The sequence below is a fragment of the Poseidonocella pacifica genome (genome assembly GCF_900111875.1).
GTDB classification, from domain to species: Bacteria; Pseudomonadota; Alphaproteobacteria; order Rhodobacterales; family Rhodobacteraceae; genus Poseidonocella; species Poseidonocella pacifica.
Genome location: NZ_FOJU01000003.1, coordinates 361,073 through 376,870 on the forward strand (window position 1 = coordinate 361,073; position 15,798 = coordinate 376,870).

Genomic DNA, 15,798 nt, shown 5'->3' on the forward strand with positions numbered 1-15,798 from the left:
GCGTCCCACTGGCGCCGGAAGCAACCGGAGAGGTCGGTCATGACGAGCATCACTTTGACGCGCGACTTGCATCTGCCGGATGACTTGCGCGTTGCACGCGCGCTGAGCGCGCCGCATCTGGGCCCTCATCTCCTTTTCTTCAGCGGCGGCAGCGCCCTGAATGGTATATCGCGTCAACTGAAGCGCTATACCTACAATTCCATCCATCTCATCACCCCCTTCGACAGCGGTGGCAGTTCGCAAATACTCCGCGAAGCCTTCGACATGCCCGCAGTCGGGGATTTGCGTAGCCGTCTCATGGCGCTCGCGGATGAGAGTGTCCTTGGCCAGCCGGATGTCTATGCTCTGTTCACGCATCGTCTTGCGCGTGACGGATTGCAAGACGACCTCGCCGCAGAAGTCGCCGAGATGCGTGTCGGGCAACACCCCCTGATCCGGGCGGTCGCACGTCCCATGCGAAGCCTAATCCAGTCGCTGCTCCAAAGCTTTGCAACCAAGGCACCCGCCGCTTTCGACTATCGCAATGCCAGTATCGGCAACCTGATCCTCGCGGGCGGCTATCTCAGCAATGACCGCGCGCTGGAGCCTGTGCTTTTCCTGATGTCCAAGATGGTCGACGTCCGCGGCACGGTGCGGGCGGTGATCGATGCCAATCTGCAGCTTGGCGTCGATCTTGAGGACGGGACCCGGATCATCGGGCAGCGTCTTCTGAGCGGCAAGGAGCTCGCTCCGATCACCAGCCCCGTCGCACGTTTGTTCCTGAGCGATGGGCAGGACGAGATCCCTGCGGCGCAATTTCCCCTTCCCGCCCGCAACGAGAGATTCATCGCGCGGTCTGATCTGATCTGCTTCCCCCCTGGCAGCCTGTTTTCCAGCGTGGTCGCCAACCTGCTGCCCTCGGGTGTCGGGCGCGCCATTGCCGCAAGGAAGGTACCGAAAGTGTACCTGCCGAGTCTGGGCGAGGATCCCGAAGCGCTTGGGCTTTCGCTCTCGGATCAGGTCGGCGCGCTGCTCGCTCCCCTCGAACGTGATGCGGGTGACGGTGCGGAGCTGCTGACCCATGTGATCTGCGATGTATCGCGCAGCGAAGCGGAGTGCGAAGCCGCATCGGCTACACACGGGATTCCCTGCATCCGGCTATCGCTGACCGGCGACAAGCTGGATCGCTACGATGCCCAGAAGGTGTGTGACCTGTTGGTATCGCTGGCCTGAAGGGGATTCGTAGTTCGCGTATTTTTTAGGCAAACCGCTTTGTTTCGCGTCATATGCCCATTCGGCATGCGCTTCAAAGGGGGCCACCATCCCGCGCACCTCCCCCCCCGCGGGCCGCACGTGTTTTCTTCGGGAAAAATGCGTCGGGCCGAACGTCGCCCGGAAGGGAATGCTGGAATGGGGATATATGGGGCAGTTGCGCAGAGCGCCGAACAGATCGCCCCGATTCAAGAGCAACCCCGCGCCCGTGGTACATTGCGCCTCTCGACCAAGGCCGGCCCCAAGGGCAGCGCCATCGACGGCCTGCGGCAACAGGGCTGCCTCAAGGCGCTGTTCCCGCGTGTCACTGGCCACACAGAAGCCATCCTCATCAACACCTCGGGCGGCATCACGGGTGGCGACCGGTTGCGTATTTCCGCAACGGCTGGCGCCGGCAGCCGTTTGGCGCTGACCACCCAGGCGGCGGAGCGCGCATATGCGGCGCAACCTGGCCCCGCAGGCCGTCTTACCACCGATCTGACCGTGGCCGATGGGGCGAGCCTTGCATGGCTACCGCAGGAAACGATCCTGTTTGACCGCTCCGCTCTCAACCGCAGACTTTCGGTAGACTTGGCGCCGGAAGCACGTTTCCTGATGGTGGAGCCGATAATCTTCGGGCGCCGCGCCATGGGAGAGCGCCTGAGCGCCATCGACTTTGACGACCGGGTGGAGATCCGCCGCGCTGGCCGGTTGATCTATCTCGACGCTGCCCGACTGAACGGCGATGCGGAAGCCCACCTCGACCGGCCCGCGATCGGTGCCGGTGCGCGGGCCATGGCCGCAGTGGTATTTGCCGCACCGGAGGCCGAAGCACAGCTTCCGTTGGTGCGCGCACTTCTCCCCCAAAGCGCCGGCGCGTCGCTTCTTGGGCCCGACTTGCTCGTGGCCCGGCTTCTTGCGCCTGACAGTCTCGCCCTACGCCGGATGCTCCTCCCGCTCCTTACCCGCCTCAACGCCGGCCCCCTGCCACGATCCTGGATGACCTGATGAACCTGACCCCCAGAGAAAAAGACAAACTTCTGATCGCCATGGCCGCCGAGGTCGCCCGCAAGCGTCTGGCCCGCGGGGTAAAGCTCAACCACCCCGAAGCCATCGCGCTCATCACCGACGCAGTCGTCGAAGGTGCGCGTGACGGCCGTTCGGTCGCTGACATGATGGAGGCGGGCGCACAGGTGATTACCGCGGCCGACTGCATGGAGGGCATTCCCGAAATGATCCACGAAGTACAGGTCGAGGCCACCTTTCCCGACGGCACCAAGCTCGTCACCGTCCACAACCCCATCCGCTGATCCAACTGGAGACCGTCATGAAATACCTCGTGCCCCTCTTTCTCGCCGCGCCAGCCTATGCCCATCAGACCGAAGCGTTGCACGCACATCCCCATTCGATGGATGCGGTCCCGGTGTTGCTGGGCATCACGCTTATCGCAAGCGCGGGAGCACTGGCCCTCGCGCGGGTGCGGGCACGATGATCCCCGGGGAGATCATGGCCGCACCCGGAGAGCATACGCTCAACACGGGCCGCGAAGCGATCACGATGCTTGTCGCCAATACGGGCGATCGCCCCGTTCAGGTCGGCAGCCATTTTCACTTCGCGGAGACCAATCCCGCACTTGAGTTCGACCGGGACGCCGCGCATGGCCATCGCCTTGATATCGCGGCTGGAACGGCGGTTCGTTTTGAACCGGGTCAAGCGCGAGAAGTGCGGCTCATTCCCTTCTCGGGGCGGCGGCGCGTCTTTGGCTTCGCCGGGCAGGTCATGGGCGCTATCTGAAAGCGCGAACACATCCAACGGAGCCCTGCCCATGCCTCGCTTTTCTCATACCGCGCCGATTGACCCTCTCGCCATGTGGAGCGCCGGACTGCAAGTCGGCTTTCTTCTGGCGGAATCTCAGGCGGTGATTGCCATGCGTCTTTGGGGGATGGCTGGCCTGTGGTCCGTGTCTCCGGGCGAAAACAACCGCATGGTCGACGAGAAACTGCGCGCCGCCCAGAATGCCGGAGCTGCGACCTTCAAGGCCATCGCCTCAGGCCAGAGTCCCGACCGGATCGCAAGCGCGGCCATCCGCCCCTTTCGCAAGGCGACCCGCGCGAACCATCGCAGGCTCACGAAACGCGGACCGAAGGCATGGTAAGAGCCGCGGCCATCCTCCTCCTCCTACCAACCCAGCTTTTTGCGGCGTGTCCCGGTGTCACGCAGAGGGAAATGAACCAGTGCGCAGGGGCGGAGTTTGAGGCGGCGGACGCGGACCTCAATGCCGTTTGGCGTGTGGTGAAACCCCGGATGGACGAGATCGGCGCAGGGGCGTCGCTTCTCGATGCACAACGAAAGTGGATCGCCTTTCGCGATGCTGCATGTGCCTCAGAGGCGGATGTCTATTCCGGGGGAAGCATCGCCCCGCTCGTCGCCGCCTCCTGTCTTGCACGGCTTACCACACGCCGGACGCAGGACCTCAGAGAGATGATGCTACCGTAAATGACCCAAGCGATGCCGACGATAAATGAGCGGCACGCCCCCAGAAACGCGACCAACAGGAAGCCGTACCATGCCCACCACCATCTCCCGTTCCGATTATGCCGCAATGTACGGGCCCACCACCGGGGACCGGGTGCGATTGGCCGATACCTCGCTCATCATTGAGGTAGAGCGCGACCTGACCGCCGAAGCGACCGGCTTGGCGGGTGGCCAGAATGGCGCGGTCTACGGCGAAGAGGTCAAGTTCGGTGGCGGCAAGGTGATCCGCGACGGAATGGGGCAAAGCCAGGCGACACGGGCCGAAGGCGCTGTGGACACTGTAATAACCAACGCGCTGATTGTGGACTACACCGGGATCATCAAGGCAGATGTCGGCCTGAAGGATGGGCGCATCCACAAGATCGGCAAGGCGGGCAACCCCGACACGCAACCGGGCGTGGATATCATCGTGGGTCCCGGCACCGAGGTCATCGCAGGCGAGGGCCGCATCCTGACGGCAGGCGGTTTCGACAGCCATATCCACTATATCTGTCCACAACAGATCGAAGACGCGCTTCATTCTGGACTGACGACCATGCTCGGCGGCGGCACCGGCCCCGCCCATGGTACGCTGGCCACCACCTGTACCCCCGGCCCATGGCATCTCGGGCGCATGCTGCAAGCCGCTGATGCCTTCCCGATGAACCTCGCCTTCGCGGGAAAGGGTAATGCATCCCTGCCCGCAGCACTGGAGGAACAGGTGCTGGGAGGGGCCTGCGCGCTTAAACTGCACGAGGATTGGGGGACGACCCCGGCGGCGATTGACTGCTGCCTTTCTGTTGCCGATGCGATGGACGTGCAAGTGATGATCCACACCGACACCCTCAACGAGAGCGGCTTTGTCGAGCATACGGTCAAGGCCATGAAGGGCCGCACGATCCACGCCTTTCACACCGAGGGTGCGGGCGGCGGTCATGCCCCCGACATCATCAAGATTTGCGGCGAGGAGCATGTGCTGCCCTCCTCGACCAATCCGACGCGGCCCTTCACGGTCAACACGCTCGAAGAGCATCTCGACATGCTCATGGTCTGTCATCACCTCGACAAGTCGATCCCCGAAGACATTGCATTCGCCGAAAGCCGCATCCGGCGGGAAACCATCGCGGCCGAGGATATCCTGCACGACATGGGCGCGTTTTCGATCATCGCATCGGACAGTCAGGCCATGGGCCGTGTGGGCGAGGTCATCATCCGCACGTGGCAAACCGCTGACAAGATGAAGAAACAACGTGGCAGCCTGCCCGAAGAGACGGGCGACAACGACAATTTCCGCGTCCGCCGCTATGTTGCCAAATACACGATCAACCCGGCCATCGCCCATGGCATTTCATCGGAAATCGGCTCCATCGAGGAAGGCAAGCGCGCCGACCTCGTGCTTTGGAATCCGGCATTCTTTGGCGTGAAGCCCGAAATGGTTCTCATGTCCGGCACTATCGTCTGCGCCCAGATGGGCGATCCGAACGCCTCCATCCCGACGCCGCAACCGGTCTATACCCGGCCCATGTGGGGGGCATATGGCCGTTCGGTGGAACATTCCGCCGTCACCTTCGTCTCCGAAGCGGCCCACGCGGCCGGCATCCGGGAGCAACTCGGCCTCGCAAAGCAGACCGTCGCCGTGAAGGGCACACGCGGGATCGGGAAATCTGACCTCAAGCTCAACACCGCAACACCTCGTATGGAGGTCAATCCTGAGACCTACGAGGTACGTGCGGACGGGGAACTTCTAACCTGTGAACCCGCGACAGAATTGCCCATGGCACAAAGATATTTTCTTTTTTAACAAGACGTAAAGGTTAACAATTTGCGCATGCACAGACTGCAAGACGGATATGCCAAACAGGTGGTGGTCGATCAGACATGGCGTGCCTACTTCTTGGGCACGGGCTTGAGGCCGGCGATGACGCAGGCCGCCCGAACGAGATACAAGGCAGACCGAGATGTCATACGCAACCGAAACACCCTCCGTGACCGCGCGGATTTCCACATGGATCGAACAGGCACTCCGCGCAATGGCGCGCGAAAGCCAGGCTGGCGATCACTTCCGTCAGGTAGAGACGCTTCGATCCCTCTCCGACGAACAACTTGCCGCTCGCGGCCTGACCCGCGGCGGAATCGCCCGGCGCGTCTTCGTCGAGCATCGCCTCGCATTCTAAGTCCAACCAAGGCTCCAAAGGCGCAACTCCTTGCGCCTGCCTTGCACCAGACGAAGACCGGCATTGCATCCGGCGGTCTGGTCAACAGGGTCAAAAAGGCTTACCTGTTTTTCAAGGGGGGAGGCCGGACGACAACACGAAAGGTTCTCCAAGATGGCAACGATTGCATCAAATCAAACTTCGAATCCGCTGGCGCAAGTCGGCTCCTATCTTCTGCGCGGCCTGACAGCGGTCGGCATGTTCATCGTCTCGATTGGCGAAGCGAACCGGTATGCCCGCGAGATCCGCAATCTCGACGCGCTGTCCGATGCTCAACTCGCCAAGCGCGGTCTGAAGCGCGAAGATATCCCGCGGCACGTGCTGCGCGGCGCCTACTTCATCTGAAGCAGGCCGTGATCCGAGAGGGCGTCTGATGGCTCCCGAATTGATCGCGCAAGACTACCATTCCCATGCCCACGCGTCCCCCACAGGGCGCGTGGCATTGACCTACGAAGACCGCTTCCTGCGCCGTAAGGTGCTCACCCTAGAGGATGGACGGCGGCTTCTTGTGGACCTTCCCAAGACGACATCACTGGATCATGGTGGCGTGCTGCTGACTGAGCAGGGCGAGATCGCCATTGAGGCCAAATCAGAGCCACTGCTCGAAGTCACCGGCCCAGATCTGCACCGCCTCGCCTGGCACATCGGCAATCGCCATACGCCGTGCCAGATTGAGCGCGACCGCCTTCTTATCCAACGCGATCATGTGATCCGAGACATGCTTGCACGGATCGGTGCGACGGTCGCAGAGGTGGAAGAGCCCTTCACCCCCGAGGGCGGTGCCTACGGCCATGGCCGCACCCATGGCCACGATCATTCTCACTCTCACGGCCCACACGACCATGAGCACTGAACGCGCAGCCCTCCTCCTCTCCCAGTGGCTCTCCCCCGCCTTCCCAGTCGGGGCCTTTGCCTATTCACACGGGTTGGAAACGGCGGTGGCCGAAGGTGCCATCGCTGATGCCACGGAACTGGCGGAATGGCTGACTGACTTGCTACTTTGGGGCGCTGGTGCCTCCGATGCGCGTCTTCTCGCAGCATCATGGCAGGGCGCGGCGGACACCGATGACACGGCTCGTGCTTTTGCCTCCTCCGCCGAACGCCTGCGCGAGACCGAGTTGCAAGGCGCGGCCTTCGTCGCCACCGTGTCAAAGGTCTGGGATCATTCAAACGATCCAGCCACCTACCCGGTCGCGATAGGTGCCGCTGCAGCGCGTGAGGGCCTACCGCTTGACCTCACGATCTCGATGTACTTGCAGGCCTTCGTCTCCAACCTGATTTCCGCAGCGGTCCGGCTTGTACCGCTTGGCCAAACCGATGGGCAGGTCGTTCTGAAACGGCTCACCCCTCTGTGCGAACGCATTTCCAAGGACGCGATGGAAGGCGATCTGCACGAATTGAGCTCACTTTGCTGGGCGAGCGACATCGCCGCCATGCGCCATGAAACCCAAACAACAAGGCTTTTCCGCACATGATGAACGGCCCTCTGCGCATCGGCATCGGCGGCCCTGTCGGCGCTGGCAAGACCACCTTGACCGCCCAGCTTGCCCGCGCGCTGCACCCTGCCCTCTCGATCGGCGTCATCACCAACGACATCTACACCCAAGAAGACGCCGAGGCCCTGATGCGGATGCAGATCCTGCCCCAGTCCCGCGTCATCGGGGTGGAAACCGGCGGCTGCCCTCATACTGCGATCCGCGAGGATGCCTCGATCAACCTCGCTGCCGTGGCTGAGATGGAACAGCGCCACCCCGACGTGGCCGCCATCCTCATCGAAAGCGGCGGCGACAACCTCTCCGCCACCTTCAGCCCCGAACTGGCAGATCTCACCATCTATGTCATCGACGTCGCGGCGGGTGAGGAGATCCCCCGAAAGGGCGGCCCCGCGATCACCAAGTCGGACATCCTCGTGATCAACAAGACCGATCTCGCCCCCCATGTGGGGGCCTCGCTTGAGGTGATGGAGCGGGATGCCACCCGGATGCGCGCAGGCAAGCCCTTCGTCTTTGCATCCCTCCGGCAAGGGAAAGGTACCGACGAAATCCTCCGGCTACTGGCGGAAATTGGCGGGCTGACGCTCCCGGAACTGGCTTGACCCTCTTGTAATCTTCGCGCCGCGCGCCAAACTTCTCTCAGCAGGAGGACAGCACCATGGCTGGAGGATGGGCCCGCGACGACGCGGTCAACGATCAGATCGAAGCCTCGATCCAAGACGAACTCAAACGTCTCAAGGCGCGCGGTGGCCCGCAGGGCGAAAGCCGCACCCATTGCGCCGAATGCGAGGAGCCGATCCCCGAGCCACGCCGCGCCGCGATCCCCGGCGTGAAGCTCTGCATTGACTGTCAGCAAGAGCGCGACAGCCGCTTTCAGTCCCGAGGTGGGATCAACCGTCGCGGCTCGAAAGACAGCCAACTCAAGTAGCTGGCCCACGGCTCCCTCCCTCTCTATCCTCACCCAAAACCCTGCGGAGGACCCATGGGCCCGGCCATCCTGCTCGACTATCTCGGCGTCGCCCTCTTCGCCGCCACGGGCGCACTCGTTGCCTCCCGCCAGCAACTCGACATCGTCGGCTTCATTTTCCTTGCGATGCTTACGGGAATGGGGGGCGGGACGCTGCGCGATCTGATCCTCGGAGTGCCGGTTTTCTGGGTCAAGCAACCCGCCTTCGTGCTGGTCTGTGCCGGTGCGGCCGTGCTGACCTTTTTCAGCGCCCACCTGCTGGAAAGTCGCTATCGCTGGGTGCTCTGGCTTGATGCCGCCGCGCTTGCCGCCTACTGCGTCTACGGTGCCTATAAGGGGCTTGCCGTGACAGGCTCCCCAGTGGTCGCGGCCGTCATGGGCATGATGACAGCAGCCCTCGGAGGCGTGATGCGCGACATCGTGGCGGGGGAGCCGTCGGTTCTGCTCCGCAAGGAAATCTACATGCTCGCGGCCCTCGTCGGTGCGGCGAGCTACGTGCTTGCCGACGCCGCGGGGCTACGCCCGTTGCATGCGATCCTCGCGGGCTACGCCGCCGCCTTCGGGATGCGCAGCGGCGCGTTGATCTTCGGCTGGACCCTGCCCGCCTATCACTCTCGGCCCGGACGCGAGGCCGAAGCGAGCCTGGAGGCCGCTCGCAAGAAACGTGCGGCCCGCCGCAGACGCCGCCAGTAGCCATTCACTGACCCCAGCCGAACGGTAGCGCGGCCCGCTCACCCCTTTTCGTGGAAGAAATCATAGACCTTCTGCGCCAGCCCCGCAGAGACTCCCTCAACCGCCTTCAGATCCGCCAGGTTGGCGCGCGAAACTGCCTTGGCTGAGCCGAAATGCGCGAGTAGCGCGCGTTTGCGCGCGGCACCGACGCCGGGAATGTCATCCAGCGGATTGGCCGATATCGCCTTGGAGCGCCGCGCCCGGTGGGTGCCAATGGCAAAGCGGTGCGCCTCGTCCCGCAGTCGTTGGACAAAATAGAGAACCGGATCGTTGTGGCGTAGAGCGAAGGGCCGCTGTCCGGGGCGGTGGAATTCCTCCTTGCCCGCGTCGCGATCGATGCCCTTGGCCACGCCAACCATGGGAATATCCTCCGCACCTTGTTCGCGCAGGATCTCGGCCACGGCCGAAACCTGACCTGCGCCCCCGTCGATCAACAAAAGATCGGGCCAGAGCCCCTTGCTGCGGTCCGGATCCTCCTTCAGGAGCCGCGTGATCCGACGGGTCAGCACCTCCTTCATCATCCCAAAATCGTCCCCCGGGGTGAGGTCGTCGCCGCGGATATTGAATTTTCGGTACTGGTTTTTGAGGAAACCCTCAGGGCCCGAAACGATCATTCCTCCGACCGCGTTCGTGCCTTGGATATGGGAGTTGTCATAGACCTCGATACGGGCAGGTGGAGCATCCAGATCGAAGGCCTCCGCCAAACCTTTCAAAAGCTTGGTCTGGGTCGCGCTTTCCGACATGCGCCGCGCTAGGCTTTCACGGGCGTTGCGTGCGGCCCCTTCAACGATCTCCGCCTTTTCGCCCCTGAGCGGCACGAGGATTTCCACCTTTCGACCCCGTTTCTCGCCCAATGCTTCGGCCATCAACTCAGGGTCCTCAAGCGGGTGCGAGAGCAAGATCTGCCTTGGCGGGTCCTTGTCGTCGTAGAACTGGCCGATGAAGGCCTCCAGCACCTCCGGCGCCTCAGCGCCCTCACCCGTGCGCGGATAGAAATCTCGGTTACCCCAGTTCTGCCCCGCCCGGATAAAGAAGACCTGTACGCAAGCTTGCCCATTCTCTAGGTGCAGCGCGATCACGTCGGCTTCGGACACGTTGCGTGGATTGATCCCCTGCGCCGTTTGCACCTGCGTCAACGCGCGGATCCGATCCCGCAGCGCGGCGGCTTGCTCAAACTCCATTGCCTCCGACGCTTCCTGCATCTCAGCGGCAAGCTTTTCCTGAATATTCGTGGACTTACCCGAGAGGAAACGCTCCGCGTCGCGCACAGACTCTGCGTATTCCTCCGCGCTGACCTTGCCCACGCAAGGCGCGCTGCACCGCTTGATCTGATGCAGAAGGCAGGGCCGCGTACGACTCTCGAACATGGGATCGGAGCAATTCCGAAGCTGGAATACCTTCTGCAACTGGTTCAGCGTCCGGTTCACCGCCCCCGCGCTGGCGAACGGGCCGTAGTAAGCTCCTTTTTCGCGCTTCGCGCCCCGGTGTTTCTTGATCATGGGAAAGGGGTGGTCGTGTGTGACAAGGATATTGGGAAAGCTCTTGTCGTCACGAAGCAGCACGTTGAACTTCGGTTTGAGCTGCTTGATGAGGTTCTGCTCCAGCAGCAATGCCTCAGTTTCGGTACGCGTGGTGAGAAACATCATCGACGCGGTTTCGGAAATCATGCGCGCGATGCGGCCGCTATGCCCCGTCGGCCTGGCATAGCTCGAAACACGTGCTTTCAGATTGCGTGCCTTGCCCACATAGAGAACGCGACTTTCGGAATCGAGCATCCGATAGACACCCGGCGCGCTCTCAAGTGTCTTGAGATAGTCTTGAATGACGGCATGCCCCTGCGGCACGTTTGATCCCCCGTTCACCTTGGCTTGATTCTGTATCGCAGTTGGCCCCCCATCCGGGCGAAATCAAGCAGAAACCTATCCACGGATTGTGTGGATAACTCGGGGGGCAAAATATGTAGGACGGCGATTTTTCCTTGTTTTCGGCCCAGTTCACCGGTTTGCCTACTTTTTGGGCGCGCTTGTAACAGTCTGATTTTAGGACGTATTTTTTTCAGCCCCGTGCAAAGTCCTGAAAACATTGGCAAATTGTAACACTTTCGTAATACCGATTAACCCGGTGCAAAAGTCTGCTCTCACCGGTTTATTCGACACCTTGGATGTCGGGCGTCTGCCATGCCAGATGTTGGCCGCCATCCACGCAAAGCAACTGGCCCGTAACGGCCGGTGTGGCGAGGAAATAGCGCAGCGCCGCGACGATATCCTCGGGGTTTGAACCGCGCTCCAGCACCGTCCCCGCGCGCTGTCCGGCGAAGTGTCGCTCCGACTGCCTTGCACCGCGCATCGTCGGACCGGGGCCAATCGCGTTGACCCGCACACGCGGCCCGAGCGCCTGCGCCGAGGTGCGCGTCAGGGCCCAGAGCCCCATCTTGGCGATGGTATAGGTCATGAACTCCGGCGTGAGTTTCCGCACCCGCTGGTCGACCATATTGATGACCAGCCCCGCCGCCACCGGCTCTCCACGCGCGTCGAGGGTAGGCTCGGGAATCTGCGCCGCGAGGGCTTGGGTCAGAACGAACGGCGCGCGGAGGTTGGTTTCCATATGCCGGTCCCACCCCTCTCGGGTGGCTGAACCCAAGTTGTCATATTCAAAGATCGAGGCGCTGTTCACAAGGCAGGTAATCGGCTGACCGAGCGCGTCTGAGGCCCGCGGCAGAAGCGCCTGCATGACCTCTTCTTCGAGCAGGTCGGCTTGGAGCGCCACCGCCTTGCGCCCCATTGCTTCGATCCGCTCCACCACCTCCGCTGCGCCGCTGGCAGATGAGGCATAGTGCACGGCAACATCGTGCCCCTCTTCAGCAAGACACAGTGCCATGGCCCGGCCTAGACGCGCCCCTGCCCCTGTTACCAACGCTGCTGGCATCTTGACCCTCCTCACATGATAAGGACTGAAAGATAAATCCCGTAAAGAGCTATGAACACGATCCCGACGAGCCGCCCGATATCCTTGCCAAAAAAGACAAAGGGTACGAGCAGCAGCGATGCCGCCAGCATCACCCAAAGATCGAAGGAAAGAAACTCCGGATCGACCGGGATCGGCCCCACCATTGTGGCGACCCCCATGATGGCGAGAAGGTTGAACATGTTGGAGCCGATGACGTTACCGAGCACGACGTCAGCCTGCTTGCGCAATGCGGCCATGACACTCGTGGCGAGTTCGGGCAGAGAAGTGCCAATCGCGACAAGTGTAAGGCCGATAACGGTTTCTGATATTCCAAAAACGCGTGCGATGTGGACGGCGCTATCGACGAGAAGATCCGCCCCGATTGGCAAACCTACAAGGCCAAGCACGAGATAGATAAAGATCCACGACCACGACATGTCGGGATCAACGCCTTCTAGCTCTTCTTCAACATTATCCGCGCCATTGCGGTGGGCGCGAGCTTCAAAAAACGCGTTGCCGAGGATACCCGCAAGCACAGCGAGTAGAATGAGCCCGTGCCACCAGATGAGGGGCCCAAGGAAGCAGAGCAAAATGAAGAGGACGCTGCCGCCAATCATGAAAAGATAGGTTTTGCGGGTTTCGCATGCCCCGGTGTGCATGCTCGTCAAAAGCGCGGGCACGCCCAGCACCAACAGGATATTGGCCGTGTTTGATCCAACGACGTTGCCCATGGCGAGGCCCGGTGCCCCATCGAGCATCGCCTTGACCGAGATGAGCAACTCTGGCGCGGAGGTCCCGAACGCTACGATCGTCAGGCTGACAATCAGGGCCGGAATTCCGAGGCGCAGCGAGAGATTGACGGCGCCTTTGACCAGCGCGTCCCCCGCAAGGAGCAAAATCACAAGCCCCAAGCCACCAAGCAGCCACTCCATCTTCAGCCTTTCCTTTCGTCTCTACAGGAGCAAGGCCCGCGGCCAAGCTGTAATCGACGGCAATGGGGACATCGGGCGGCGGCCAGCCGATCGCGCCCGGGGAAGCGTAACCGCCCGAACATGGCGAGAACCGCCATCCCCGCGAGAAACACCGTCACGATTTTGACTATCAAGGTGTCACAATCCGAAGCGCGAATAGGCCGCGCGTTCTTCGATTTGGCCCAGTGCGTCCTGCAGGAACTGACCACTGATGCGTTGGAGGATCGACCGGCGCGCGCCATAGCGGGCAAACCGGACCTTGTCACCGAACCGCTCTTTCATCGTCGGGACGAGATGGCCGATGCCATCCGCAAGTCCAACCTCCACAGCGCCCTGCCCTGCCCAGATCTCGCCTGTGAAAAGATCCTTCTCCAATGCGAGCTTGTCGCCGCGTCGCGCTTTGATCTGGGCGATAAAGGTGCCGTGCAACTGCTCCAGCAAGCGGTGAAGGCGGGCGACGTCTTCTTCGCGTTCGGGCAGGAATGGATCGAGGAAGCTTTTGGAATTCCCGGCGGTATGGACACGCCGCTCCACGCCCTGACGGGCCAGAAACACGTGCGCACCGAACCCTGCCGAAATGACGCCAATGGACCCGAGAACAGACGCCTCGTCGGCCCAGATCTCATCTGCGGCGGACGCAAGCCAGTAGCCCCCCGATGCCGCCACATCTTCGACGAAGGCATAGACGGGAATATCCAACTCATCCGCCAAACGGCGAATGCGCGCGGCAATAAGCGAGGATTGCACCGGGCTGCCGCCGGGGGAGTTGATCAACAGGGCAACGGCGGCGGGCTTGCCGCGACGGAAAGCCCGCTCAATGGTCGAGGCAATGGCCTGATCATTGAGGGCGGCCCGCGGGCCGGAGGCGATCATGCCCTGAAGGCGGATCACCGCCACCAGAGGACCAGATTTGATAAAGGGGATCCATCTTCTCATGGAACCTCATGTAGATGGGCGGGGTCTCCTAAACAAGACGCCCCACCCAACCTGATCGCAATGATCCCCGATATGTTCCGCTATGGCCCGCCCTTTGGACGTTTAATCGCGCAGGCGCCAGCCAGTGCGGAAGATCCACCACACGAAACCAAGGCACCCGGCCGTGAACCCCGTGATCGCAAAAAGACTTAGTAAAATGGGCAGATCTGCCTGATCAAAAAAGGCCCAGCGGAAGCCGGAGATGAGATAAACTACCGGATTGAAGAGCGTAATCGTCTGCCAGATCGGAGGAAGCATCGAGAGCGAATAAAATGCTCCACCGAGAAAGACGAGCGGCGTGACGATCAGAAGCGGGACGATTTGCAACTGCTCGAAGTTGCCTGCCCAGATCCCGATGATGAACCCCAGCAGGGAAAAACTCAGGCAGGTCAGCAACAGGAACGCGATCATCGCGACGGGATGCGCAATCGACAGATCGACAAAGAATGCCGCTGTCCCCAAGATCACAAGTCCGATGAACAGCGCCTTGGTCGCCGCCGCCCCCACGTAACCCGCCACGATTTCGAGGAAGTTGACCGGCGCAGAGAGCAGCTCATAGATCGTCCCAATGAACTTGGGGAAGTAGATTCCGAAAGATCCGTTTGAAATGGCCTGCTGGATCACGGAAAGCATGATGAGCCCCGGAACGATGAACGCCCCGTAAGACAGGCCATCAACCTCTTCGATCCGACTACCGATCGCCGTACCGAAGATCACGAAATACAAGGACGTTGATATGACCGGAGAGATGAAGCTCTGCGTCATCGTTCGGAAGAACCGCGCCATTTCAAAGCGGTATATGGCCCAGATTGCGCCGGCATTCATGCGCCGTCCTCCTTTACCAAGCCGACGAAGATTTCTTCGAGGCTGCTTTGACTTGTGGCGATATCCGACAGCACGATCCCCGCTTCGGTCAGGTCACCGATGAGACGCGCAATGCCGGTTCGTTCGGCATTTCTGTCGTAGGTATAGAGAAGCGACGTCTTGTCCGGCCCAAATTCGAGGTCATAGAGGCCAAGACTGTCTGGGATTTCTTCCAGCGGCTCGGTCAACTCGATGCTGAGTGTCTTGCGCCCCATACGCTGCATGAGCGCGGCCTTCTCTTCGACCAGCAAGAGCCGCCCCCCGGAGATGACACCGACACGATCCGCTATCGCCTCGGCCTCTTCGATGTAATGCGTGGTCAGGATGATTGTCACACCATCCGCCTTAAGCTGCGCCACGGTTTCCCACATGTCCTTGCGCAGTTCTACATCGACACCCGCCGTCGGCTCATCGAGAAAGAGCACGCGCGGCTCATGTGACAGCGCCTTTGCGATGAGGACACGCCGCTTCATCCCGCCGGAGAGTTCCATGGTCTTGGCGTCGCGTTTGTCCCAGAGTGACAGTTGGCGCAGGATCGCCTCGATCTTGGCATCATCACGCCGCTTGCCAAAGAGGCCCCGTGAGAAGCTTACCGAGCTCCATACCGTCTCGAAGGGCTCCAGAGAAATCTCCTGCGGCACAAGGCCTATAAGCTGCCGCGCGCCGCGATACCCCTTGAGCGTATCGTGCCCCCCTACGGTGATGCTGCCCGACGTGGGCATCGTGATGCCGCAGATAGTAGAAATCAGTGTGGTCTTTCCCGCGCCGTTGGGTCCGAGAAGCGCGAGAATCTCACCTTCTTCGATATCGAGATCGACACCTTTCAGGGCTTCCATACCGGAAGCATAGGCCTTGCGCAGACCTTTGATGGAAACGATGGCCGTCATGCCGCC

21 protein-coding genes are annotated in these 15,798 nt (G+C 61.5%); 15 read left to right on the plus strand and 6 right to left on the minus strand.

All coding sequences use genetic code 11. The features are described 5' to 3' along the window. Positions 1-39: 39 nt before the first annotated feature. The 15 genes from BM234_RS10280 to BM234_RS10345 all read left to right on the plus strand — a co-directional run bounded on the left by BM234_RS10280 (position 40) and on the right by BM234_RS10345 (position 9,110). Positions 40-1,212 carry a GAK system CofD-like protein gene (locus tag BM234_RS10280; protein WP_092064220.1) on the plus strand — a complete coding sequence of 391 codons (1,173 nt, stop codon included), beginning with the start codon at positions 40-42 and terminating at the stop codon, positions 1,210-1,212. Positions 1,213-1,389: 177 nt separating this feature from the next. After that, a complete protein-coding gene (locus tag BM234_RS10285; RefSeq protein WP_092064223.1) occupies positions 1,390-2,238 on the plus strand; it encodes an urease accessory protein UreD in 849 nt (282 codons plus the stop codon). Continuing rightward, the gene (locus BM234_RS10290) at positions 2,238-2,540 is read left to right on the plus strand and encodes an urease subunit gamma (RefSeq protein WP_092064226.1); all 303 of its coding nucleotides are present in this window, start codon (positions 2,238-2,240) and stop codon (positions 2,538-2,540) included. Before BM234_RS10285 ends, BM234_RS10290 begins: the two co-directional genes overlap by 1 nt. 17 nt (positions 2,541-2,557) lie before the next feature. Beyond that, a complete protein-coding gene (locus tag BM234_RS17485; protein ID WP_175501250.1) occupies positions 2,558-2,722 on the plus strand; it encodes a hypothetical protein in 165 nt (54 codons plus the stop codon). Continuing rightward, on the plus strand, positions 2,719-3,024 hold the full coding sequence (locus BM234_RS10295; protein ID WP_092064229.1) for an urease subunit beta: 306 nt from the start codon (positions 2,719-2,721) through the stop codon (positions 3,022-3,024). Before BM234_RS17485 ends, BM234_RS10295 begins: the two co-directional genes overlap by 4 nt. Before the next feature lie 31 nt (positions 3,025-3,055). Then, positions 3,056-3,385, plus strand: coding sequence for a hypothetical protein (locus BM234_RS10300; RefSeq protein WP_092064232.1), 330 nt, complete (start codon positions 3,056-3,058; stop codon positions 3,383-3,385). Between the two features lie 71 nt (positions 3,386-3,456). After that, entirely contained in the window at positions 3,457-3,726 is a 270-nt protein-coding gene (locus tag BM234_RS10305) for a lysozyme inhibitor LprI family protein (RefSeq protein WP_217645967.1), read from the plus strand. A gap of 70 nt (positions 3,727-3,796) precedes the next feature. Then, complete coding sequence (ureC, locus tag BM234_RS10310) at positions 3,797-5,545, plus strand: urease subunit alpha (protein WP_092064237.1); 1,749 nt, start codon at positions 3,797-3,799, stop codon at positions 5,543-5,545. 157 nt (positions 5,546-5,702) lie between these two features. Continuing rightward, positions 5,703-5,918, plus strand: a complete 216-nt coding sequence (locus BM234_RS10315; protein ID WP_092064240.1) for a hypothetical protein — start codon at positions 5,703-5,705, stop codon at positions 5,916-5,918. Positions 5,919-6,071: 153 nt separating this feature from the next. Beyond that, positions 6,072-6,302 (plus strand): DUF1127 domain-containing protein, encoded by a 231-nt coding sequence (locus tag BM234_RS10320; RefSeq protein WP_092064244.1) that lies wholly within the window; start codon positions 6,072-6,074, stop codon positions 6,300-6,302. 28 nt (positions 6,303-6,330) lie between these two features. After that, entirely contained in the window at positions 6,331-6,810 is a 480-nt protein-coding gene (locus BM234_RS10325; RefSeq protein ID WP_092064247.1) for an urease accessory protein UreE, read from the plus strand. Further along, positions 6,761-7,432, plus strand: a complete 672-nt coding sequence (locus BM234_RS10330) for an urease accessory protein UreF (RefSeq protein ID WP_245752576.1) — start codon at positions 6,761-6,763, stop codon at positions 7,430-7,432. The genes BM234_RS10325 and BM234_RS10330 overlap by 50 nt, the downstream gene beginning before the upstream one ends. Further along, on the plus strand, positions 7,429-8,052 hold the full coding sequence (gene ureG / locus BM234_RS10335; protein WP_092064253.1) for an urease accessory protein UreG: 624 nt from the start codon (positions 7,429-7,431) through the stop codon (positions 8,050-8,052). The genes BM234_RS10330 and ureG overlap by 4 nt, the downstream gene beginning before the upstream one ends. Before the next feature lie 56 nt (positions 8,053-8,108). Continuing rightward, entirely contained in the window at positions 8,109-8,378 is a 270-nt protein-coding gene (locus BM234_RS10340) for a DksA/TraR family C4-type zinc finger protein (protein WP_092064256.1), read from the plus strand. Positions 8,379-8,432: 54 nt separating this feature from the next. Continuing rightward, positions 8,433-9,110 (plus strand): trimeric intracellular cation channel family protein, encoded by a 678-nt coding sequence (locus BM234_RS10345; RefSeq protein ID WP_092064259.1) that lies wholly within the window; start codon positions 8,433-8,435, stop codon positions 9,108-9,110. A gap of 38 nt (positions 9,111-9,148) precedes the next feature. Here BM234_RS10345 and uvrC read toward each other — a convergent pair whose 3' ends face one another. The 6 genes from uvrC to BM234_RS10375 form a co-directional block, all read right to left on the minus strand. Further along, complete coding sequence (gene uvrC, locus BM234_RS10350; protein ID WP_245752578.1) at positions 9,149-10,993, minus strand: excinuclease ABC subunit UvrC; 1,845 nt, start codon at positions 10,991-10,993, stop codon at positions 9,149-9,151. Between the two features lie 301 nt (positions 10,994-11,294). After that, on the minus strand, positions 11,295-12,074 hold the full coding sequence (locus BM234_RS10355; RefSeq protein WP_092064265.1) for an SDR family oxidoreductase: 780 nt from the start codon (positions 12,072-12,074) through the stop codon (positions 11,295-11,297). Between the two features lie 11 nt (positions 12,075-12,085). After that, on the minus strand, positions 12,086-13,027 hold the full coding sequence (locus BM234_RS10360) for a calcium/sodium antiporter (protein WP_092064268.1): 942 nt from the start codon (positions 13,025-13,027) through the stop codon (positions 12,086-12,088). A 177-nt stretch (positions 13,028-13,204) separates the two neighbouring features. Beyond that, positions 13,205-14,002 (minus strand): S49 family peptidase, encoded by a 798-nt coding sequence (locus tag BM234_RS10365; protein ID WP_092064270.1) that lies wholly within the window; start codon positions 14,000-14,002, stop codon positions 13,205-13,207. Positions 14,003-14,104: 102 nt separating this feature from the next. Continuing rightward, positions 14,105-14,866 (minus strand): ABC transporter permease, encoded by a 762-nt coding sequence (locus tag BM234_RS10370; RefSeq protein ID WP_092064273.1) that lies wholly within the window; start codon positions 14,864-14,866, stop codon positions 14,105-14,107. Beyond that, the gene (locus BM234_RS10375) at positions 14,863-15,792 is read right to left on the minus strand and encodes an ABC transporter ATP-binding protein (protein WP_092064275.1); all 930 of its coding nucleotides are present in this window, start codon (positions 15,790-15,792) and stop codon (positions 14,863-14,865) included. Before BM234_RS10375 ends, BM234_RS10370 begins: the two co-directional genes overlap by 4 nt. Positions 15,793-15,798 lie beyond the last annotated feature (6 nt).